We start from the raw sequence: 19624 nt of genomic DNA, 5'->3' as shown, positions 1-19624 counted from the left end.
AACGTTTACTCCCCTACGAGGAATGGGAGAGAAATCTCGCGCTGGAGAAGAATTGGAAATGGGTGAAAGATTCCACATTGTAGTCACATCAGACCCTTTCAACTATTGACGCGAAATTGGAAACAGCAGCACCACCCATGTTGAAGACGGCTGCTGTGGTCGCATCTTTGACCTGGTAACCGGGGAACGAATTGGTAACCTGCATACATGCCGTGACATGCATAGAGACACCGGTCGCACCGATTGGGTGGCCTTTTGCTTTCAATCCTCCAGACGCATTCACAGGGAAGTCACCGTTAACTGAGACAAGACCGGATTCGATTGCAGTGCGGCCTTGCCCTGGTTGTGCCAACCCGAACGCTTCGTATTGGAGGAGCTCAGCAATCGTGAAGCAATCGTGCGTTTCAAGTAGGTCAGCGTCTGTGAGGTTCATTCCGGCCGCTTCAAGTGCTTGATTCATGGCATGCTTTGCGCCTCTAAATTCAAGTGGGTTCCGTTTAGACAAAGGAAGAGAGTCACTTGCATGACCCATGCCACGGAAGCGGACGCGGCCGTTGGAGGTACGCGAAATAACAAGTGCAGCAGCTCCATCAGATACGAGGGAGCAGTCCGTTCGGCGTAGTGGAGAAGCAACCTCGGGATTCTTGTCCGATACCGTGTTACAAAAATCAAAGCCGAGGTCTTTTTGCATGTGGGCAAGCGGATTTGCCGCTCCGTTGTGATGGTTTTTAGCAGCAATCTGAGCCAATGTTTCGAGAGGGTCGCCATACTGCTCTGCATAAATCGAGGCGATATGTCCAAACACACCTGCGAAGGAACCGTACCCTTCTTCTTCAGGCCGGTAGCTTGCTGACAACAAGACGTTGTTGAGAGTTGCTCCGTCTGCGTGCGTCATTTTTTCTGCACCGACGACGAGTACGGAGTCAAAACGTCCAGATGCGACCGAATCATACGCGGCATAGACAGCGGCGGAACCGGTTGCACATGCGCTTTCGTGTCGGAAAAACGGCTTGAACGCAAGTTCTGGAATGACGAGTCCCGGAAGAGTGCCCTCGAAGCCTTGTGATGAAAGCCCGTTATTAAAAACGCCAACATGTACAGCGTCTATTTGCGATGTTTCCATCCCGGCGTCTTCAAGTGCTCGTACGCTTACGTCACGAACTAGTTCGGTGATAGGCGCATCCGATTTACCAAATTTCGAATGTGCCCAACCGATAATTTGTGGTTCTTTTGTCATGGTTTTTCTCTTTTCTTGAGGTTAAAAATGTTGAATGTGAGGTTTAAGCCGGGCCGCTTCAGCACGCAGAAGTTTGTTTAACTCAACTTGTCGAGCGCGAGAAAGACGTTGCTCGATAGTTGCGAGTGAAAGTGCGAAGTGAGCTCTTCCTGAATCGTTTGTAACTGCCACGCCGATAGCCCACGATTCTGGCAACAGCATTCCGGGGTTGATTGAGAATCCGTCGGTGCGACTTTGTTTAATCGCCTTGGCTAGTTGTCCATTGCGTTCTAGCTCGCCGATCGTGGATTGAGCTCCGAAAACTTCGAGGTTGGTCCGCCTTACTGCGTTTGCCTCGTCGGTTGGCAAGCTCGCTAAGATTGCCAGGGAGCCAGCACCTATTCCCAATGGATGTCTGTCGCCCGCATGCAGCACAGTGTTCCTTATCGGGCCGGTGCCTTCGACTCTCATCACACATTCCGCAATAGTGCCTCGGCGGATTGTTAGAAATCCTGTCTCGCCCGAAATAGTGGCAAGTCTGTTGAGCGCATCATGCGCGCTTGCTGTGAAAGAAGAGCGCAGGTGTGAAAGTGTGGCCAGCTGCATGATGCCGGGCCCGAGCGTGTAGCCACCACCACTGCACCTTTCAATGTAACCAACGTCAATAAGGTTTAGCAGTATGCGGTGAACAGTCGACTTGGGTAAGTGCGTTCGCGTGACGATGTAGTTGAACGACGCTTCTGACTGCCCTTGTTGCAGTGCAACGGCCACAGCATCGATCACTGTCTTGGCGCGTTCGAGAACGCTCTCGCGAGGTTGTGTCGGGAGAGTCGTGTCTTGGGAGTTCAAGTTCCGGTCAGTGGAACCATTTTCTAGTTTGGGCGCCTTTGCCATGTGTAAACAGTAAAGGCAGTGAGAAATATGTGTCAATCAGAGTTCCATTGAGTGAGACTGTCTGATGAAGCTGTAAAAGGATGTGGTTATTGCGCGTTTTCTCGAGGCGTGTGAAGAAGGGTCGTCCGTCGCTGGTGTCACGCTGCGAGTTCGACTTAGAGCAAGCAGTTTTGAGATGCATGGTGCGGTTATAGCCGAGAACTCCTGCCCTCAGAGATCTGGACTTTTTGTATCGTGCCGAATCACCCGGGGTAGAAACTATTCATGTTTAAAACCTAACTCTCCCAAAGCCGAATAAATGGCCACCGTCTTCCGTGTTAGGTTGATTTCATGACTGATTATGCGGGGCCAGGTATTTTTAATGATGCGCAAAACTCAAACGTCACGAACCAAACCTCGTCTGCTGACAAGGTGAATGGTTTTTCTTCAGGTCGATACCGCTCCAACCCCGCAACTGTTAAAACTGTCCCACACACGCGAATTCCGTTGAGTGACGGAACGGAACTTTCGGCACGTATGTGGATGCCCGAGAACTGCCACGACGAGCCAGTTCCCGCTGTTTTGGAATACATTCCATACCGCAAAAACGACATGACAGCCGCACGGGACCTAACCATTCACCCTGAGTTCGCTCGAGCCGGCTACGTGAGCATTCGCGTCGACCTGCGCGGGTGTGGTGATTCAACAGGTTTAATGACGGACGAGTACTCAGAGACCGAACTGTCAGATGGGCTGGAGGTTTTGCGCTGGATCGGTGAGCAACCCTGGTGCAACGGCAAAGTTGGGATCATTGGTAAGTCATGGGGCGGTTTCAATGGTCTTCAACTCGCTGCCTTGCGGCCACCAGAGCTCGCCGCCGTCATTAGTGTTTGCTCAACAGATGACAGGTACGCCGATGACGTGCACTACAACGGTGGAGCGATCGTTGCAGACCAAATGCTGTCCTGGGCGTCAACAATGTGGGCTTACAACGCGCGCCCACAAGACCCAGACGTGGTTGGTGAAGGCTGGCGCGAAGACTGGGCCAAACGTATCGACGATGCACCTGTCAATATAGAGGATTGGCTCAGTCACCAACGTCGCGATTCCTACTGGAAACACGCATCTGTGTGTGAAGATCCGCAGGCCATTCAAGTGCCAGTGCTTGCAGTTGGTGGCTTACTCGATGAGTACCGGACTACCCTCTTCCGGCTGATGGAAACAGCCTCATGCACAGTGCACGCTCTCCTGGGGCCTTGGGCACATAACTACCCACATCAAGGCGTTCCTGGACCTGCCATTGACTTCATCGCAGAATGTGTTCGCTGGTGGGACCACTGGATGAGTGATGTGGACAACGGCGTCGATACCCAACCGCAATTGCGTGCTTACATACCTGACTCTGCACCTGTAGGTACCGACATCGAGTACCGTCCCGGTCGTTGGGTCGCTGAACAGCACTGGCCCTCGCCGAACGTCACACCGACACAGTTCACTGAGAAACAAGGAAGCTGCAATGGCCAGCGTGCGCAACTTTCAACTGCACCGATCGGCACCACAGCAGGAAGCTGGCTTCAGTTTGGTCCTGCTGCCGGGCAACCTGTTGATCAGCGAACAGATGACGAACAGTCGTTCGTCGTTGAATGGGAGGTTGCCGAATCAGACGTCGAAATCGTTGGTACCCCACAAGTCAACCTTCACGCACAATCAAGCCATGAAACTGGTGTTGTTGCAGTGAGGCTATGCGACGTCGCACCAGATGGCAGCTCCCACTTGATAACCATGGGCTTGTTTAATCTCACTCACCGTGACTCACACGAATCACCGTCACCCGTGGTGCCGGGTGAAACAGTGAAAGCTACATTCCTGCTCCTCGCCACGGCGCACCGCTTTAAGCGCGGGCACAAGATTCGCATGGCAGTTTCAGCTTCGTGCTGGCCGTTACTTTGGCCTTCACCGCAGGAAACCACCATTACTGTCGAACACGCATCGCTTGAGCTCCCAGTGCGTGCACCAAAGACAGTGCAGCCTGGTGATCAACCTGACGAATGGTCCCAACCTGAGTTTCGGGAACCACCTGCCACACTGCACAGTCCTATCGAACTTGGTGGCGCCCCCATGAAACGGTTGCTTGACGTGGACATGGTTTCAGGCGAAACGACAGTCCGCATCATCACTGAAGACTGGCAGTTCGATACGTCAAACAGGCTGTACTACTACACCTACGAATGCGATAAGTACACACGGAACCCAAACGATGCCACAAGTGCGGAAGCAGTGTGTACCCGAATCGTAAAATACCGACGCGATGGACTGGAACCACCAAGTAACAATCTTGACGGTAGCGCTGAACCAAACGCGTGGGATGTTGAAATTCGAACTGAAAGTCGAATGAACGGTGACGAAACACGCTTCCTTGTTTCCAACCGCCTTGAAGCTTTTGACGGCGGAAAACCTTTCCGCACACGTGAAACCCAAGCGGAAATTCCGCGCGATCTAAACTGAAAGATACTGACGTGACTTCGCGGAGAAAATTCTTACGTAACGCCCTCCTAGTCGGCGCTGGCAGTTCTCTTGCTCTGACTGGTTGTTCGCCATCAGGTGCGACTCAAGAAGCGAAATCGGCTGGCAGGATTACTGTAGGTTCGAAGGGGTTCGCAGAAAGTTGGATTATGGGCGAGATGTACGCCCAAGCACTGCGAGAGCTCGGTTACGAGATTGATCTGAAAACCAATGTGGGATCAACAAACATCATTGACACCGCAATGATGAGCGGCCAAGTCGACATTTACCCCGAATACACCGGAGTTATCCTCCAGTCCTTAGCCGGTGAAGACAAGCTACAAGAAACAGCTGAAGAGACATTTCAAGAGGCCAAGGAGTATGAAGCTTCGCGTGGCGTGACCATCCTCAATGCAACTCCGTTTGAGAACAAAAACGCAGTAGCGGTCACAAAAGACTTCGCCCAAAAGCATGGCCTCAAAACAATGGAAGACCTTCATAAAGTCGGGCCATTTACCTACACCACATACCCAGACAACGTCACAGGACAAAACGGGTACGAAGGGATCGTTGAGTTCTACAAGCTCGACGAGATGAAGCTCAAGACCCTTTCAATCGGTTTGAACTACGCCGCTTTAGAAAACGGTGACGTCCAAGCTGCTGACGTGTTCACAACGGACCCGCAACTTCTGCGGTCTAACTTTGTTGTTCTCGAAGACACTCTCAACATTTTCGGTTTCCAAAATGTCGTTCCGGTTCTTCGGAACGATATCGCAGACCGCGTTGGTCCTGAGGTGACTGACACTCTCAACTCAATACACGCACTCCTGACCACGGAAGCAATTCAGGCTCTCAACGGTGCCGTAGCAATTAATCGGCTCGACCCGTCTCAAGTCGCACGTCAATTTCTTATCGCTAACAACCTCATCGAGGAATAATGAACGCAACGGAAACTCCAACGACCTCGGCAATCACTTTCAAAGACGTCTGTAAGACGTATCCCGGCTCTGACAAGCCAGCACTGGATTCGCTGAACCTGGACATCAAAGCCGGCGAACTCGTATGTCTCGTAGGACCGTCCGGTGGCGGAAAAACGACCGCACTGCAGTTGGTCAACCGCTTGGTAGATCTGACGAGTGGCGACATTCGTATCGGCGATCAGTCAATCATGGACATGCAACCCATTGAGCTGCGTCGCCAAATCGGTTACGCGATCCAACAGTCAGGGCTTTTCCCTCACTTGACCGTGGCTGACAACATTGCGGTTGTTCCAAAAATCATTGGGTGGGACAAGCAAAAGATCGCGAATCGTGTGGATGAGCTCTTGGAGCTCCTGGGGCTGACACCCGCCTCTGATTGGGCTACACGGTATCCGTCACAACTGTCCGGTGGTCAGCAACAACGTGTTGGAATTGCGCGTGCGCTTGCGGCAGACCCACCAGTCATGCTGATGGACGAGCCTTTCGGGGCACTCGACCCCATCACCCGCACCAGTGTGCAAAACGAGTTCCTTGCTGTTCAGAAATCGCTGGGTAAGACAACGTTGTTCGTCACTCACGACATTGATGAAGCAATCAAAATGTCTGACCGAATTGCGATTCTGAAACCAGGCGGAAAATTGGCGCAGTTTGCGACCCCTGAAGAAATCTTGAGTAACCCGGCGGACGATTTCGTTGCAGAATTCCTGGGTGAAGAGCGTGGGTTGAAACGGCTGTCCGTGTTTAGCATGGGTGATCTGACTAAAACTGCAGGAGATCGTCTGGAACCGGGTACACAGGATGGTTGGCCCGAGGTGTCAGAAGATTCCAGCGTCCGTAACGCTCTGTCTGTAGCGGCAAGCGAAGGTGCTCGAGGCGTTATGGTAATCACCAGTGAGGGAAAGAGGGTCGCCTCATTGCCGGTGGAAGTGCTTGTGTCCCCAGACGCTTTGGCGCGGGAGAGCGCGGAAGACGCTCAACGGCAGGAGCGTGGCGATGAGTGAATTCGCGCCATCTAAGACACCAGTCATCCCCGATTTCGGTGATGCAAGTGACTGCGTGAAGAACAATGAGGCTTTTTGTGTCGATTGGTTCGTCGCTCAGTGGCCCGATGTCTTTTGGCCAGCGCTTGTAAGTCACGTGTGGATGACAGTTGTCGCAGTTGCGATTGGTTTTGTCATCGCATTTGTGGCTGCGATCCTGGCGTTTAAGCGCCAAGTATTGACTGCACCTTTCGGGATGGTTGCAACGTTCCTGTACACGCTGCCACCGTTGGCGTTGTTTCAGCTTTTGGTGCCACTAACTGGGTTGACCTTCTTGACTGTAGAGATCGCACTTGTGTGCTTTACTCTTGTCATTTTGTTCCGGGCGGTTCTCGCGGGGCTGGCTTCGGTGCCGCAAGATGTCATCAAGGCTGCTCGTGGCATGGGGTTAAAGGAAAGTCAGATTCTTCGTAAGATCGAACTTCCGCTCGCGATCCCGTCGATCATTTCGGGGCTTCGAATTGCGACAGTTTTAACGGTGAGTATCGCAACAATTGCAGCGTTTGTCGTCGATGATGGGCTAGGTTCCCCGATTCTGAAAGCAATATCATCACCTTTCAATACGCAGTTCATTGGCGCCGGTGCACTAGCCGTATTGCTGGCCTTTGTCCTCGACGGAGTGCTTGCAATCACCGGGCGCTTGCTAACTCCTTGGGCGAAAGCGCGGGTGTGACATGGAGACATTTGCAAAGGCGTTTCCCTTTATGGTCAACAACTTTGGCCTTCTGTTGGAAAAAACTGGTGAACACGTTTATGTGTCGCTCATTGCGCTCGCAATATCGGTGCTTATTGGCCTGCCGGTGGGGCTTTGGCTAGGGCACATTCACAAAGGCGAGTTCCTTGCTGTGAGCTTGACGAATATTGGTCGCGCGTTGCCCAGTTTGGCGCTCATCGCCATCTTTATTGGGCTAGTTGGAATTGGACTGGTTAACGTCACGATTGCCCTTGTTCTTCTTGCTGTCCCACCAATATTGAGTTACGCCTTCGAAGCGTTGAACTCTATCGACCGCAGCATTACGAAAGCCGCGCGTGGAATGGGCATGTCACCATTACAGGTCCTGTGGAACGTGGAACTTCCGTTGGGACTTCCCACGATCTTCGCTGGTTTGCGCACCTCCACTGTGCTTGTTGTTTCATCAGCAACGTTGGCAACCATTGCTGGTGGTGGCGGACTGGGTGACATTATCCTTAACCAGGTGGCTTACGGAATGGAAGGTGTCATCGCCGCTGCGCTTTGGGTTGCGCTCTTGTCCATCCTGGCCGATCAACTCATGGCCCTTCTTCTCAAACTGGTTGCGCCTGCTGGCGTTAAGCGGATGTCAACTGGGTTGGCACAAGGCTAGTCTTCTAGAGGATGGATTTTCGGGACCATGCCCAACCCGCACACCAAGCCCAGCTCGCAGTCGATCATCATTGTTGGCGGCGGAATCGTCGGCAGCTTTCTGGCGTATGAGTGTGCGCTCGCCGGGTGGAACGTAGAGGTTTTTGACCCGATGCCGGAGCCAGCCGCCTCGTGTGCGAACGCTGGGATTCTGGCGCTCAGTTACGCCCAACCCATGTCCAACCCGCGCGCCCTTTTCACCGGGGCAAAAGCCGTTCTCGCAGGTGGGGGAGGCATCGAGCTCGCCACCCCGCTGACACCACGCACCCTGGGTTGGTTGCCGAAGTTCGCGTGGGCCTCACGCCCCGGACACGCCAAACGCCACATCCGCACCATCTACAACATGGCACGCACCAGCGTGGACCTCTACGCCGAACTCGAACAACGCGAATCGACCGACCTGCACCTGCGCCGAACCGGCTGGCTCTACGTGGCCACCTCGCCGAAAGCCCTGCGCGCTCAAGCCCGCGAAGCCGCCAGCGTGGCCCCCGCCGGGGTTCGTAGCCAGCTCCTCGACGCCGCTGAAACCCGCGCCTGCGAGCCCGCGCTCGCCAGCGACATCGCCGGGGGAGTGTTCTACCCCGACGACGTTTCCTTCCACCCCGGCCACGTCACCGCAACCGTGCGTAACGCCGCCCAATCCCGAGGCGCCCGCTTCCACAAAGCGACCGTCACCTCGGGGCGCGCGGCCACAGGTGGGGGAGTGGCGTCCGTAGAGACCGACCTCGGCGAGCACTTCCGCGCCCGCCACGTCGTCATTGCCGCTGGTGCCCAAAGCGACCAGGTTGCCCGGCTTTTTGGCGGGCGCGTTGCGGTGGAACCCGGTGTGGGCTGGAGCGTGGAGATCCCCACTGACGGGCCGGTGGCCTCGCGGGCGCTCATGAGTATTGACGACCACGTGGTGATCAACCCGGCGGACACACGTGTGCGCCTATCAGGGGGAATGCGGTTCGGCGGTGAGTCGCGCACGGCGCCCACGCCTGTTGAGATTGATGCCCTGGTGCGTGCGGCCACCCGCCTAGTTCCGGCGGTGGGTGAGTTGGACCGGGAGGGCGCGGTTGCGCGGATCGGCAGCCGCCCCATGACCGCGGAAGGGTTGCCGGTGTTTAAGGAAATCGGCCGAGGTGTCACAGTCCTCACCGGTCACGGCACCTTGGGAATGACGTTGGCGCCGTTTACGGCTCGGCGGGTGTTGGAGCTGTTGAGTAAGCGCTATGAGTGACGTAGGGCCGTGCCACCAGCCCGGGCCTGTAACTCGAGGCCACACGCCTAGACTGAAGCCATGAAACGGGTTGAAACAGCCAAAATTCATGACCTGCGATCCGGTGACGTGGAGTATCGTGGCACCGAAATTCTGGTAGACCGTTTGTGGCCACGCGGGGTGAAGAAAGACTCAGTGAATCTCCTCGCGCACCTCCCCAAGGTCGCGCCATCACCCGAGCTACGTAAATGGTTCGGGCACGACCCACATAAGTTCAAGGAGTTCAGCCAACGGTACTGCCACGAACTCGATCAACAGCTGGCCGAACTCAACGAAACTCAACGCCCTCACCAAACGAACACTAACGCGGTCCCACGGAACCTAGATGTGCCCGACGACGACCTCGGGCAACTATCCCTTCTCATCGATACAGTGCGCACCAGCGACACTCCAGTGGTGCTCGTGTATGCAGCCAAGGATCGCACTCACAACCACGCCAACGTGCTTGCTGACTGGCTCAACGAACACATTTCGTAGCAACGGCTTCACCCAAACACCGCGCGGAAACTGCGACGACCCCGAGCGGACAATGCCCGAGGTCGTCGCAAGTAGTCAGTCGACTTCCGTCAGAGTGGGGCCGGGCCCAGTAGCCAACCGGACTAGCCCAACCGGCACGGTCCACGCAGCCAGCCTTGTAGAACTCCTACGCCAGTGGAGCGGACGGGTTGCCGGTGTTTAAGGAAATCGGCCGAGGTGTCACAGTCCTCACCGGTCACGGCACCTTGGGTATGACGTTGGCGCCGTTTACGGCTCGGCGGGTGTGATGTGTTGCGCACAAGTGCTGAGTGACGTGGCACACTGAACGTATGACCAACGAAGCTCATGCACAGAACCCCAACGATGCCAGCAACGACACCACGGACACCACCGTCCGTGTGACCGTCGAGAACACCGTGGCCACGGTGTTGATCGATTCGCTCAAGACTCGTAACGCGCTATCCGTGCCCGTGATGACGGACCTCATCGACGCGTTCACCAAACTTGGCGAGCGCAGTGACGTTCACGCGGTCATCCTCAAAACCGCAGGTCACGTGTTTAGTTCCGGGCATGATCTGAAAGAAATCCGGGGCGCAGACCTCGCCACCCAGCAACACATTTTCGACCTGTGTTCCCAGCTCATGCTGCTCATCCAACGGATCCCGCAACCCGTGATCGCTCAAGTGCAGGGTGTGGCAACGGCGGCCGGTTGCCAGCTGGTAGCTACGTGCGATCTGGCGGTGGCTGCCACCTCGGCGAAATTTGGGACACCGGGGGTGAAGATCGGCCTGTTCTGCTCCACCCCGCAGGTAGCACTCAGCCGAGCCGTCCCGCGCAAAACCGCACTTCGCATGCTGCTCACCGGTGAGCTCCTGGATGCAAACGAAGCCCTGAACTTTGGCCTAGTCTCCCACGTGGTGAGCGACGAGGAACTGGAAGATGCCACGCTCGCTGTCGCACAGTCGGTGGCCAAGGCTTCCAGCGCCACGGTGGCGGTGGGCAAACGCGGCTTCTACGAACAGATCAACCTGAGCACAGAAGACGCCTACGCGCACATGGCCCAAGTCATGGCCAACAACGCGGTGGGCCACGACGCGCAAGAAGGTATCGACGCGTTCCTCACCAAACGCGAACCCCAGTGGGAAAACCGCCTGTAAAACCGTTTGCAAAACAACCGCCTGTAAGCTGCGCTAAACGAACAATACGGCGCAAGATAATGCGCCGTATCGCTCGCTTTGCGCCGTCAGGCCCGGGCCACGCAACCGCCTACTTCAGGTCGAAGTCCACGATCGTGGGGTCGTGGTCGGATGACCTAAACGGTGATGGGTCGTAGAAGTTGGTCACGTTGTAGTTGTAGCGGGAGTACTCCAGGGCCACGGACTCACGCGAGTTGATGGTCCAGGTGTACGCCCCCTTCAACCCCTTGGCAGCGGCATCGTTTGCCAGCACGTGGTCCAAGCTGCCCAGCTGACCGCCAAACAGGTAGGTCGGTTCAGCCTCGAACTTTTCGCCCGCGTCAACGTAGCCAGCCTTGTAGAACTCCTGCATGGGGTCTTCCTGCGTGTAGGAGTTGAAGTCACCCAACAGGAACACGTTGTTAGTCTGCGCCTTCTTCTTCATCGCATCGGCAAACGTGACTACGGCTTTTGCCTGCTTAACGCGGTCAGCGTTGGAGTTGCCCTGACCGTCACCAGAATCCTCGTTGCCGGGTCCCTTACCTGAACCCTTCGACTTGAAGTGGTTCACCACCGCCACGAACGATTCCCCTGTCGCCTTCCCGTCCTTCTTCATCACGAACTTCTGCGCCAGTGGTGCACGCGCGTTCGAGAACGCCGGGTTGTCCAGGATCTCCGAGGCACCCTCAGTGTCAGCGTGCGCCGGCTGGTAGATGAAGCCGGTGCGGATCACGTCGTCACCCGTGGAAGGCACCGACTTAGGCGACGTCACAGCTGCCCACTTGCCGTACCCAGCCTGCTTGTTGAGCTGACGCACCAGGTAGGTGATCGCGAAGTCGCGGTTCTTGCCGAACTTCTCCGAGTTCTCCAACTCTTCCAGCGACAGCACCGCGACGTCCATCTGGTTGATCGCGTTGAGGATCTTGATCTGCTGGCGGCTCAGCGATTCGAGGTTCGCCGCCCCGCGTGCGTCACAGCCGCCGTTGACGGTGATGGGGTTGCCTTCGCGGTCCTTGTAGTAGGAGCAGCCCTTGAGCTGGTCACCGGTGGTGGGGAAGAAGTTGAGCACGTTGAAGCTCGCGAGTTTCCCGCCGGACAGTTCCGGGGAGGCAGGGCGGTCGTTGCCGAACTTGGCAGGTTCGTCGACTCCCGCCTCGGGGTCCGTGAGTGCCCCCACGGGCTGCAGGCGCCAGGCTTCGTGGCCGTAGCTGAATACTGCCGCCGAGGTGAACGTCACCTCCGCGCCGACCCTCACCGGCTGTTCGTTGTCCAGGTAGGAAACCGGAGTACCCTGCGCCTTGGTGAGGAAGTTCAGGGTGGACCCGTCGTCCAGCAGGTAGGTGCGCTCACTATTCCGTTTAGCGAGGTCAGTGGCTTCCTTTGAACCCGGACGGAATTTATCGGTGGGCTGGTAGAGGGCTTCCTTGCCGTTGACGAGCGCAACCTCACCGAACTTGTTCGTCGAGTAGTTGTCCGTCACCGTGATGTCGCCGGTGGGCTGGACCACCATGCCTTCGAGCGATTCGCGGTTTTCATCACCGGTTGGGATCTCGCCTTCGTACGGTTTCACTTCCGGTGCCGCTTCTTTCAGCTGCTTCATGCCGCCGGCCTTCACAGAAATCTGGGTGAGCCCGTAGAACTCGCTCACTTGCCCGTTGACCTGCACAAAGTCGCCACGCTTGACGTCCTTGACGGTGTCGGAGGAGTACACGAAAATTCCGTCAGACGGCCCGCCGAGGTCGTGCTCAGCTCCCCCTGTCCCCGGGGTTTGGATGTAGTACCCGTTGAGTCCGCCGGTGGGGTAGGCGGCGGTGACGATCCCGCGGGTGGTCACGGTCTTGCCCACCATGGGGCTCTTGTCGCTGGTGCCCTGGATGTCGCGGATCGGTGTCACGTCACCTGGTTCGGCAGGGTCGGTGGGCTTGTCGGTTGGTTCCTCGGTGGGTTCCGTCGTTGGCTTTGGAGTCGGTTCCGAGGTCGGCTCAGCTGTCGGTTCGTCCGTCGGTTCAGGAGTTGGCTCAGGTGTTGGCTCCGATGGGTTCGGGGCGCCTGCACCTTCAGGCAACGTGCCAGGGGTGGGGGCACCTGCGACCCACTTCCCGTTGATCAGTGCAATCGACTTCCCCTTGCCGGCGGTCGCCCCGGTGGAGGTGGCGCGGTTGCCGGCGAGCACCTCGGGCGTGTGGGCACTGGACCCGGCCTCTACGCCAGGCTTACCCGCGTTGCCACCGATCGTGTCAAAGGACGCGATCTTGCCGTCAGGGCTGATCAAGAACGCCGAGGCGCCATAAGCTCCATCGGTTTGCGCCCCGCTTTTGACGGTGTTCGTGATGGGGATTTTAATTGCGACAGCCCCGGAGTCGCCCACGACGGTGTTGGCGAGCGTGCGGACGTTGGTGGCGTCTTGGACGGTGCCACCTCGGGTGACTGTGCCCACCTTCCAGCCGTCCAGCTTGGTGCCTGCAGGGGCTGCGATTTCGATGAAGTCGCCGGTGTTGTCGGCGTATGCGATTTCAGAAATGTAGATCTTGTTAGCCGCCAGCGCTGGCAGCACAGGCAGTGCTACCGAAGCGATCAGCAGGGCTAACACTGCGAACAGTGAGCGGGTTTGTGTGTGCGACATGGGTGTCCAAATCCTCGGGAGTGGGGATGGGGATAGGTGCGTGAGTATTGACGTTTCGACGCTAGTCGAATATGCGCCCAGGTAGGTGGTGTGATGTTCAACCTCAGTTGAACAGTTGGTTACGTGGGGCTGGTGACGTGACAGTGTGTCGTGTTGGTGGTCATTACAATGACGCGTAGTGTTTGTCGGCCGACCCACTTGCCCATGTGAGGAAATCCATGAAGAAACCAAACGTCCTTTTTGTGTGCGTGAAGAACGGTGGCAAGAGCCAGATGGCTGCTGCTCTAGCACGTAAGAAGGCAGGAAATGCAATCGATGTGTTTTCAGGCGGAACCCAACCGGGAAATTCTTTGAATGAAGAATCGCGTAAGAGTGTTGAAGCGGTGGGGGCGTCGTTCAAAGGCGAATACCCCAAACCTATTGACCCTGATCTGTTACGTTCAGTGGACCGTGTTGTCGTTGTTGGTGGAACTGCTCAGGTCGATCAGGTTGAAGGCATGCGTGGTTCGGTTGAAACGTGGGACATCGACGAACCTTCTCTCCGAGGAATTGAAGGCGAAGAACGCATGACACTCATCCGAGATGAAATCAGTAAGCGAGTCGATGCCTTGATCGCTCAACTTACATCTCACTGCTAGACCACACCACTGATCGAACAGGAATTCTGTGCCTGCACCGTCCGCATCTGAAACTCCAAAACTCTCCGCGTTAGACCGCTTGCTTCCCGTTTTTATCCTTTGCGCAATGGCCGTAGGGGTAGCTCTTAGCGTGTGGGTTCCGCAGAGTTCAGACCTTCTGAACCGATTCAAGATCAGTGACATCTCGTTGCCGATTGCACTTGGCCTGCTGGTCATGATGTACCCGCCACTCGCAAAAGTCCGCTTTGACAAGGCGCGGGAAATCGCACGCGATCGCAAGCTGATGGTTCTCTCGCTACTACTCAACTGGGTGGCCGGGCCACTTCTCATGTTTGTGCTCGCGTGGGTGTTTCTGGCAAACGAGCCGGAACTGAGAACTGGTCTCATCATTGTGGGTCTGGCGCGATGCATTGCCATGGTGCTTGTGTGGAGTGATTTGTCGTGTGCAGACCGTGAAGCAACAGCAGTGTTAGTGGCGATCAACTCCGTGTTTCAGCTACTCATGTTTTCGGTTTTGGGTTGGTTTTATCTTCAGATCCTTCCGGGCTGGCTTGGTTGGGACACGGCTAGTGCCGACTTTTCGTTTTGGGCAATCGTCAAAAGTGTCTTGATCTTCCTTGGAATCCCGTTGGCTTTGGGAGTTCTTTCGCGTGTATTGGGCGAGCGACTACAGGGAAGAGAATGGTTTGAGAACCACTTCATTCCACGTATTTCACCGTTAGCCATGCTGGGACTGCTCTACACGATCGTTGTGTTGTTCTGCCTTCAGGGAACACAGGTTCTGAACAATCCGTTGAGCGTGGCGCGTGTTGCGGTGCCGCTTTTGGTGTACTTCGTGGGCATGTTTGCTGTAGCTCTGATTGCGTCTCGCGCATCAGGGATGAACTACGCGCAGAGCGCGTCGACGGCGTTTACTGCCGCGGGTAACAACTTTGAGCTTGCAATCGCGGTGACGATCGGCACGTTTGGTGCCACGTCACCGCAAGCCCTTGCTGGAACCATCGGACCATTGGTTGAAATTCCCGTTTTGGTTGGCCTGGTGTACGTGATGCGCGCGCTTGGTCCGCGTCTGTTCCCCGGGGACTCTTCGGTTCCTACCCCGAGGTGACACCCACCTCGGCGGTGGGAGGTAGGTAAGGCGTTCCGCAGGTTGAGAACGTATTGCCGGTGGCGCATAGGTCGTGACAGTGTGCGAGTACTTGGCTACACGATTCACAAGGAAGTGACGATATGAACGCCGTTGAAACATCTGCAACGAAAATGGTGCCCACGGTTACGGGCAACATCCCGGTTGAACAGCTGGGGAAGACCCTTGCGCACGAACACGTGTTTGTTGTGGGCGAGGAATTTAGGCAGAACTACCAGGCTGACTGGGATGAGGAAGAGAAGATCGCGCAGGCTGTGCGTGATCTGAACGAGTTGAAGTCGTTAGGAATCGACTCGATTCTGGACCCCACTGTGGTTGGCCTGGGGCGTTATATTCCGCGCATCCAACGGATTGCTGAGCAGATCGACCTCAACATTGTGGTCGCCACAGGTATCTACACGTACAACGAGGTGCCGTTCCAGTTCCACTATTCAGGTCCCGGGCTGTTGTTTGATGTGCCCGAACCCATGACCGAAGTGTTTGTCAATGACATTGAGAACGGGATCGCCGGAACGGGCGTGAAGGCTGGGTTCCTCAAGTGTGCGATTGAAGAACAGGGACTGACTCCGGGTGTTGAGCGGGTTATGCGGGCGGTTGCTCAAGCGCATGTGCGCACCGGCGCCCCCATTACCGTGCACACCAATGTGCACAATCGCAGTGGCCTGGAGGCGCAACGGGTGTTGCGCGAAGAAGGGGCCGATCTGACCAAGGTGGTCATCGGGCACTCGGGTGACTCAGCCGATCTGGACTACCTCATGGAACTGGCCGACGCCGGTTCGATCCTGGGTATGGACCGGTTCGGTCTAGACGTGCTGTTGCCGTTCGAACAGCGCGTGGACACGGTAGCTGAACTTGCTAAACGCGGATACGCCGACAGGATGGTGCTTGCGCACGACGCTTCGTGTTTCATCGACTGGTTCGACCCGCAGGCAAAAGCTCAGGCCGTGCCCAACTGGAACTACCGGCACATCAGTGAAGACGTGCTCCCGGCTCTGCTTGAACGTGGCGTGAGCGAGGAGCAGATTGACGCGATGCTGGTGGACAACGTGCGCCGGTACTTCAGCTAGAGACCTGCGCTCGGCTCCGCCCGCCGAGGTGGTGCGTAGGTGGGTGCGGGCCGAGGTGGTGCCGGTCGCCCCGTGCCAACCACCTCGGCCTACGTAGGAAGCCCCGCCAACCCTACCGGGTCACTGAGACGGGAAGTCGTCAGCGAGCGCCAGCTCATAGCGCAGGCCCGAACATACGATGCGCGCTCCCGTGTTGCCGTCCCACGTGGGGTGAAGGCCTTGTTCTTTCAGCACTTCGCACACCCGGTGGCCGATGGTGCGGGTTTCTTCTTCCTGCGCGCTCGTGGAGGAATAGCCGATGTAGAGCGTGCCGGTGTGAATGAGCCCGTCAACGTCTTGCAGGGTGCAGTACGCGTAGCCGTCGGCGTTGATCTCGCGGGCTTTTTCTACGCCATCCTGTGCGGCTTCACCTTTGTCCCAGCCTTCGTCAAAGGACCAGGCGAGGTTGCGTTGTTTGAACGCGTCCTCAAGGCCTGCGATTTTTGTGGCGTCCTCCGAGGCATGCGGGACCGCCCGCTTGTACTCCTCGCTGACCATGCGGATGAGCTCTTCGAGTGACTCAGGTTGAGGGTCGATCTCCGTTTCGCGATCCTGCCACGGGTCATCCTCAGGGTCTTGCGTGTAGTAGGTGTACACCTCGTCGTAAGTGGCGCCATGGCACAGCATGAGCGCGATGTCTTCTTCGATGGTCTCAGAGAAGTAGAAGCCTTCAGATGGAGGATAAGCCGAATTCAACATGGCATGTGAAGTCATACTTTGATCTTACGTTGGGGGCGTGGCTTTCAGTTGCTCAACTACCCAACACAACTGACTGGATTTCCGCGAGCTGTGGTGGGTAACTAGCCGATTTTCGCCCAAAAACGTGAACAAAACGAACAAAAGTGGTGTTTACTCAACGCATCGATTCGAGTTGTGGTGGGTAAACGGGTTCAGCCCGCCTGCGCACCCGCCCGCCGAGGTGGTTCGTAGGTGGTGCGGAGCTGGCAGGTGAGCGCCCGTCGAGGTGGTGTGCCGCTTACCCTTCGTTAGGCATCCAGAAACTGGTGACGTCTTTCTTGGCCTCAAGCTGGTAGTCGATAAACGCGGTGGCCAGTTCGTAGTCGAACGGTTGCGTCCACGGGTGCCGGGTCAGCATTTTGCCGTGATCAGTGCCCCGGCTTTTTAGCAGCTCTTCAAAGTGGATCATGGTGAAGCGTTCAGGGGACATTGCCATGTGCTTCGACGCGGCTGAAAAACCGATGATGAACGTCCCGTGGTGGGTGAACATGGGTTGGCTCCAAGCGATGCGCAGCTCAAGTTCTGGGTAGGTGGACGCGACCCAGTCGAGGACTTCGACCATGCGGTCGCGCTTGTCGCCTTGAGGAATCGTGTCGAGGAATTCGCCCAGTGTTTTCAACGCCATGGCTCAAACGTATATGAGAGATGCCGTGCCAGAGTTAAATCTCATGGCGGTGGGGTGTTAGTTGTGCGGGGTTCGCCTCCACCCAACTACCCAACACATCAAACTGGTTTTCCCTGAGTTGTGGTGGGTAACTAGCCGATTTTGGGCCCAAAACGTGAACAAAACGAACAAAAGTGGTGTTTACTCTACAAGCCTGTTTGAGGGTTGTAGAGTAATTCGCTTTAGCGAATCCGCGCCACCCCGGCAGGACTCGACTGTGACCGTCACGGCCGAGCGCCGACACACACCGCTCCTTCCTTGCTACACTGTTCTCAGCACCGAATCTGCGATGCGAGTGAGGATAAGCCGTTGAAGAGTGCGACCGATGCCGTCCGCTACTTCGTTTCGACCGTTTCGGCGATCCTCCTGACCGTGCTGATCGAAACGGCCTGGGTCTACCTGTTGCGCCCGGACCCGACGGGCAGATCGCTGCGGACAGAGCTCCTCGTCCTCTTCTATCTGCTCTTCTGGAACCTTTTCGTTATCATCTACGTCTCGTGGACGATGCGGTGCTACAAGCCCCTAAGCGGATCGGCGCTCATCGGCCAGGTGCGTCGCGAAGTCCGGACGCAGAAGCGCTGGTGGGCGCGGGCGTTCGGGTTCACCGGTGCGACGAACTTCGCCGTCACCGCTGCCGCCTTCGCCATTTTCCTGACCGTCGTGCTCGCCCAGACTGAGATGGTGCGCCAGTCGCCGCTGTACCTCGCACTCGGTCTCCACGCCGTTGCCGCCGCCTGGGTGTTCATGATCTTTGCCTTCGCCGCTGCTTACATGCACCTCAACTTGCCCGATGCCGAGAAGTGCCACATCCGCTTCCACGGCGAACCGCCCGAGGATTTCGACGACTACCTCACCCTGGCAGTGCTCGCCTCGACCATGGCCGCCGGCCTTTCAGCAGAGATCCGCACGAAGGCTGCCTGGAAGCAGATGCGCACCAATGTCATCGTCGCCTTCGGGTTCAACTCACTCGTGCTCGCGATGATCGTCTCGGTCACCATCTCCGCCCTGACTCGGTGACGGGTCAGCCACCGAGCACCTGTGTGCCGTCCCAGCCGCCGAGATTTCGCAGTATGACGTCGAGATTATGGAGGACACCGCTATCCGCGGTCACTAGAAACCATGAACTACGAGTTCCACGATTTCGAGACGCTCGTCGAGATTCCGGGCGAGGGGCAGATCCGCCTCATCCTCTCCGATGACCTCGATGCGGCTTACGCTCCCCTGTCACTGGAGATGACGGCGCGCATCGCTGAGACTCTCGAGGAGGCCCCGGAGTGGTTGGCGGTGGCACGGGAGCGGATCCGGGAGGAATTTCCGGACGGCGAGGAACCTGAGCTGACCAGCGTGTGCGTGCTGTCCGAACCCCCGGAACCCTGGCGTTTCGGGGTGTCCTTCTGGCTGGCGGAGGATCGTGAGCACGGCCGGGGCCTGCAGTTCGCCGCCACCGGGACCGGGGGTTACACCGTCGTGGAGTACGGGGGCGCCGAGGTGGCCTTCTACTGACCCCCGCACACCGCTTCGTGCTCGGCGTTGACCTCAAAGTTGTTTGGAAGTTGTTTTGTTTCGCTTTAGGCGGGCCTTCAAACAACTTGGTGAACAAAAGCTCTTAGGCGCGATATTTAGACGCACATGGGGTTCGAGCCTGCCGAGGTGCTGTGCCGCTTACCCTTATTTAGGTATCCAGAAACTGGTCACGTCTTTTTTGGTCTCAAGTTGGTAGTCGATGAACGCGGTGGCCAGTTCGTAGTCGAACGGTTGCGTCCACGGGTGCCGGGTCAGCATTTTGCCGTGATCAGTGCCCCG

The 19624-nt window shown here is 56.8% G+C and carries 18 protein-coding genes; 13 read left to right on the top strand and 5 right to left on the bottom strand.

Features of this window, described 5'->3' with window-relative positions; all coding sequences use genetic code 11:
* Positions 1 to 88: 88 nt before the first annotated feature.
* A complete protein-coding gene (locus tag QP868_RS10540; RefSeq protein WP_284926526.1) occupies positions 89 to 1237 on the bottom strand; it encodes a thiolase domain-containing protein in 1149 nt (382 codons plus the stop codon).
* 21 nt (positions 1238 to 1258) lie between these two features.
* Positions 1259 to 2110 carry an IclR family transcriptional regulator gene (locus QP868_RS10535; protein ID WP_284926524.1) on the bottom strand — a complete coding sequence of 284 codons (852 nt, stop codon included), beginning with the start codon at positions 2108 to 2110 and terminating at the stop codon, positions 1259 to 1261.
* 330 nt (positions 2111 to 2440) lie between these two features.
* On the opposite strand from QP868_RS10535, the gene QP868_RS10530 reads away from it, so the two are divergent.
* The 8 genes from QP868_RS10530 to QP868_RS10495 all read left to right on the top strand — a co-directional run bounded on the left by QP868_RS10530 (position 2441) and on the right by QP868_RS10495 (position 10887).
* On the top strand, positions 2441 to 4594 hold the full coding sequence (locus tag QP868_RS10530) for a CocE/NonD family hydrolase (protein ID WP_284926523.1): 2154 nt from the start codon (positions 2441 to 2443) through the stop codon (positions 4592 to 4594).
* 11 nt (positions 4595 to 4605) lie between these two features.
* Positions 4606 to 5529 carry an ABC transporter substrate-binding protein gene (locus tag QP868_RS10525; RefSeq protein WP_284926522.1) on the top strand — a complete coding sequence of 308 codons (924 nt, stop codon included), beginning with the start codon at positions 4606 to 4608 and terminating at the stop codon, positions 5527 to 5529.
* Positions 5529 to 6572, top strand: coding sequence for an ABC transporter ATP-binding protein (locus QP868_RS10520; RefSeq protein WP_284926521.1), 1044 nt, complete (start codon positions 5529 to 5531; stop codon positions 6570 to 6572). The genes QP868_RS10525 and QP868_RS10520 overlap by 1 nt, the downstream gene beginning before the upstream one ends.
* The gene (locus tag QP868_RS10515) at positions 6565 to 7284 is read left to right on the top strand and encodes an ABC transporter permease (protein ID WP_284926520.1); all 720 of its coding nucleotides are present in this window, start codon (positions 6565 to 6567) and stop codon (positions 7282 to 7284) included. Before QP868_RS10520 ends, QP868_RS10515 begins: the two co-directional genes overlap by 8 nt.
* Before the next feature lies 1 nt (position 7285).
* A complete protein-coding gene (locus QP868_RS10510; RefSeq protein ID WP_284926519.1) occupies positions 7286 to 7954 on the top strand; it encodes an ABC transporter permease in 669 nt (222 codons plus the stop codon).
* A 27-nt stretch (positions 7955 to 7981) separates the two neighbouring features.
* Positions 7982 to 9214: an NAD(P)/FAD-dependent oxidoreductase gene (locus QP868_RS10505; protein ID WP_284926518.1), complete on the top strand. Its 1233-nt coding sequence runs from the start codon at positions 7982 to 7984 to the stop codon at positions 9212 to 9214.
* A 60-nt stretch (positions 9215 to 9274) separates the two neighbouring features.
* On the top strand, positions 9275 to 9730 hold the full coding sequence (locus tag QP868_RS10500; RefSeq protein WP_284926517.1) for a DUF488 domain-containing protein: 456 nt from the start codon (positions 9275 to 9277) through the stop codon (positions 9728 to 9730).
* A 329-nt stretch (positions 9731 to 10059) separates the two neighbouring features.
* Positions 10060 to 10887: an enoyl-CoA hydratase gene (locus QP868_RS10495; protein WP_284926516.1), complete on the top strand. Its 828-nt coding sequence runs from the start codon at positions 10060 to 10062 to the stop codon at positions 10885 to 10887.
* 109 nt (positions 10888 to 10996) lie between these two features.
* Here the strand turns inward: QP868_RS10495 and QP868_RS10490 are convergent, their stop codons facing one another.
* Positions 10997 to 13528, bottom strand: coding sequence for an ExeM/NucH family extracellular endonuclease (locus QP868_RS10490; protein WP_284926515.1), 2532 nt, complete (start codon positions 13526 to 13528; stop codon positions 10997 to 10999).
* 218 nt (positions 13529 to 13746) lie between these two features.
* Here QP868_RS10490 and QP868_RS10485 point away from each other — a divergent pair, with 218 nt between their 5' ends.
* The 3 genes from QP868_RS10485 to QP868_RS10475 all read left to right on the top strand — a co-directional run bounded on the left by QP868_RS10485 (position 13747) and on the right by QP868_RS10475 (position 16380).
* A complete protein-coding gene (locus QP868_RS10485; protein ID WP_284926514.1) occupies positions 13747 to 14166 on the top strand; it encodes an arsenate-mycothiol transferase ArsC in 420 nt (139 codons plus the stop codon).
* Between the two features lie 106 nt (positions 14167 to 14272).
* Positions 14273 to 15274: an ACR3 family arsenite efflux transporter gene (arsB, locus tag QP868_RS10480; protein WP_473964647.1), complete on the top strand. Its 1002-nt coding sequence runs from the start codon at positions 14273 to 14275 to the stop codon at positions 15272 to 15274.
* A 122-nt stretch (positions 15275 to 15396) separates the two neighbouring features.
* A complete protein-coding gene (locus tag QP868_RS10475) occupies positions 15397 to 16380 on the top strand; it encodes a phosphotriesterase family protein (protein ID WP_284926511.1) in 984 nt (327 codons plus the stop codon).
* A 120-nt stretch (positions 16381 to 16500) separates the two neighbouring features.
* On the opposite strand, the gene QP868_RS10470 is transcribed toward QP868_RS10475, so the two are convergent.
* Together QP868_RS10470 and QP868_RS10465 are read right to left on the bottom strand one after the other, a co-directional pair.
* Positions 16501 to 17133, bottom strand: coding sequence for a DUF6891 domain-containing protein (locus QP868_RS10470; protein ID WP_284926510.1), 633 nt, complete (start codon positions 17131 to 17133; stop codon positions 16501 to 16503).
* A gap of 262 nt (positions 17134 to 17395) precedes the next feature.
* Positions 17396 to 17782: an iron chaperone gene (locus QP868_RS10465; protein WP_284926509.1), complete on the bottom strand. Its 387-nt coding sequence runs from the start codon at positions 17780 to 17782 to the stop codon at positions 17396 to 17398.
* Positions 17783 to 18130: 348 nt separating this feature from the next.
* Between QP868_RS10465 and QP868_RS10460 the strand changes: the two genes are divergently transcribed.
* Together QP868_RS10460 and QP868_RS10455 are read left to right on the top strand one after the other, a co-directional pair.
* Positions 18131 to 18838, top strand: coding sequence for a DUF1345 domain-containing protein (locus QP868_RS10460; RefSeq protein WP_284926508.1), 708 nt, complete (start codon positions 18131 to 18133; stop codon positions 18836 to 18838).
* A 102-nt stretch (positions 18839 to 18940) separates the two neighbouring features.
* Positions 18941 to 19324 (top strand): hypothetical protein, encoded by a 384-nt coding sequence (locus tag QP868_RS10455; RefSeq protein ID WP_284926507.1) that lies wholly within the window; start codon positions 18941 to 18943, stop codon positions 19322 to 19324.
* The last annotated feature ends 300 nt before the right edge of the window (positions 19325 to 19624 follow it).

It is taken from the genome of Brevibacterium sp. UMB1308A, assembly GCF_030230605.1.
Lineage (GTDB): Bacteria > Actinomycetota > Actinomycetes > Actinomycetales > Brevibacteriaceae > Brevibacterium.
Note: the sequence above shows the minus strand (reverse complement) of the source record. Positions and strands in the feature narration are given on the sequence as shown.

Bases quoted from the DNA above. Each gene is read 5' to 3' on its own strand.
- QP868_RS10495 (WP_284926516.1), top strand. From the start codon at position 10,060: ATGACCAACGAAGCTCATGCACAGAACCCCAACGATGCCAGCAACGAC.
- QP868_RS10515 (WP_284926520.1), top strand. From the start codon at position 6,565: ATGAGTGAATTCGCGCCATCTAAGACACCAGTCATCCCCGATTTCGGT.
- QP868_RS10535 (WP_284926524.1), bottom strand. From the start codon at position 2,110: ATGGCAAAGGCGCCCAAACTAGAAAATGGTTCCACTGACCGGAACTTG.
- QP868_RS10540 (WP_284926526.1), bottom strand. From the start codon at position 1,237: ATGACAAAAGAACCACAAATTATCGGTTGGGCACATTCGAAATTTGGT.
- arsB (WP_473964647.1), top strand. From the start codon at position 14,273: ATGGCCGTAGGGGTAGCTCTTAGCGTGTGGGTTCCGCAGAGTTCAGAC.
- QP868_RS10500 (WP_284926517.1), top strand. From the start codon at position 9,275: ATGAAACGGGTTGAAACAGCCAAAATTCATGACCTGCGATCCGGTGAC.
- QP868_RS10485 (WP_284926514.1), top strand. From the start codon at position 13,747: ATGAAGAAACCAAACGTCCTTTTTGTGTGCGTGAAGAACGGTGGCAAG.
- QP868_RS10475 (WP_284926511.1), top strand. From the start codon at position 15,397: ATGAACGCCGTTGAAACATCTGCAACGAAAATGGTGCCCACGGTTACG.
- QP868_RS10455 (WP_284926507.1), top strand. From the start codon at position 18,941: ATGAACTACGAGTTCCACGATTTCGAGACGCTCGTCGAGATTCCGGGC.
- QP868_RS10465 (WP_284926509.1), bottom strand. From the start codon at position 17,782: ATGGCGTTGAAAACACTGGGCGAATTCCTCGACACGATTCCTCAAGGC.
- QP868_RS10530 (WP_284926523.1), top strand. From the start codon at position 2,441: ATGACTGATTATGCGGGGCCAGGTATTTTTAATGATGCGCAAAACTCA.
- QP868_RS10505 (WP_284926518.1), top strand. From the start codon at position 7,982: ATGCCCAACCCGCACACCAAGCCCAGCTCGCAGTCGATCATCATTGTT.
- QP868_RS10470 (WP_284926510.1), bottom strand. From the start codon at position 17,133: ATGACTTCACATGCCATGTTGAATTCGGCTTATCCTCCATCTGAAGGC.
- QP868_RS10520 (WP_284926521.1), top strand. From the start codon at position 5,529: ATGAACGCAACGGAAACTCCAACGACCTCGGCAATCACTTTCAAAGAC.
- QP868_RS10510 (WP_284926519.1), top strand. From the start codon at position 7,286: ATGGAGACATTTGCAAAGGCGTTTCCCTTTATGGTCAACAACTTTGGC.
- QP868_RS10490 (WP_284926515.1), bottom strand. From the start codon at position 13,528: ATGTCGCACACACAAACCCGCTCACTGTTCGCAGTGTTAGCCCTGCTG.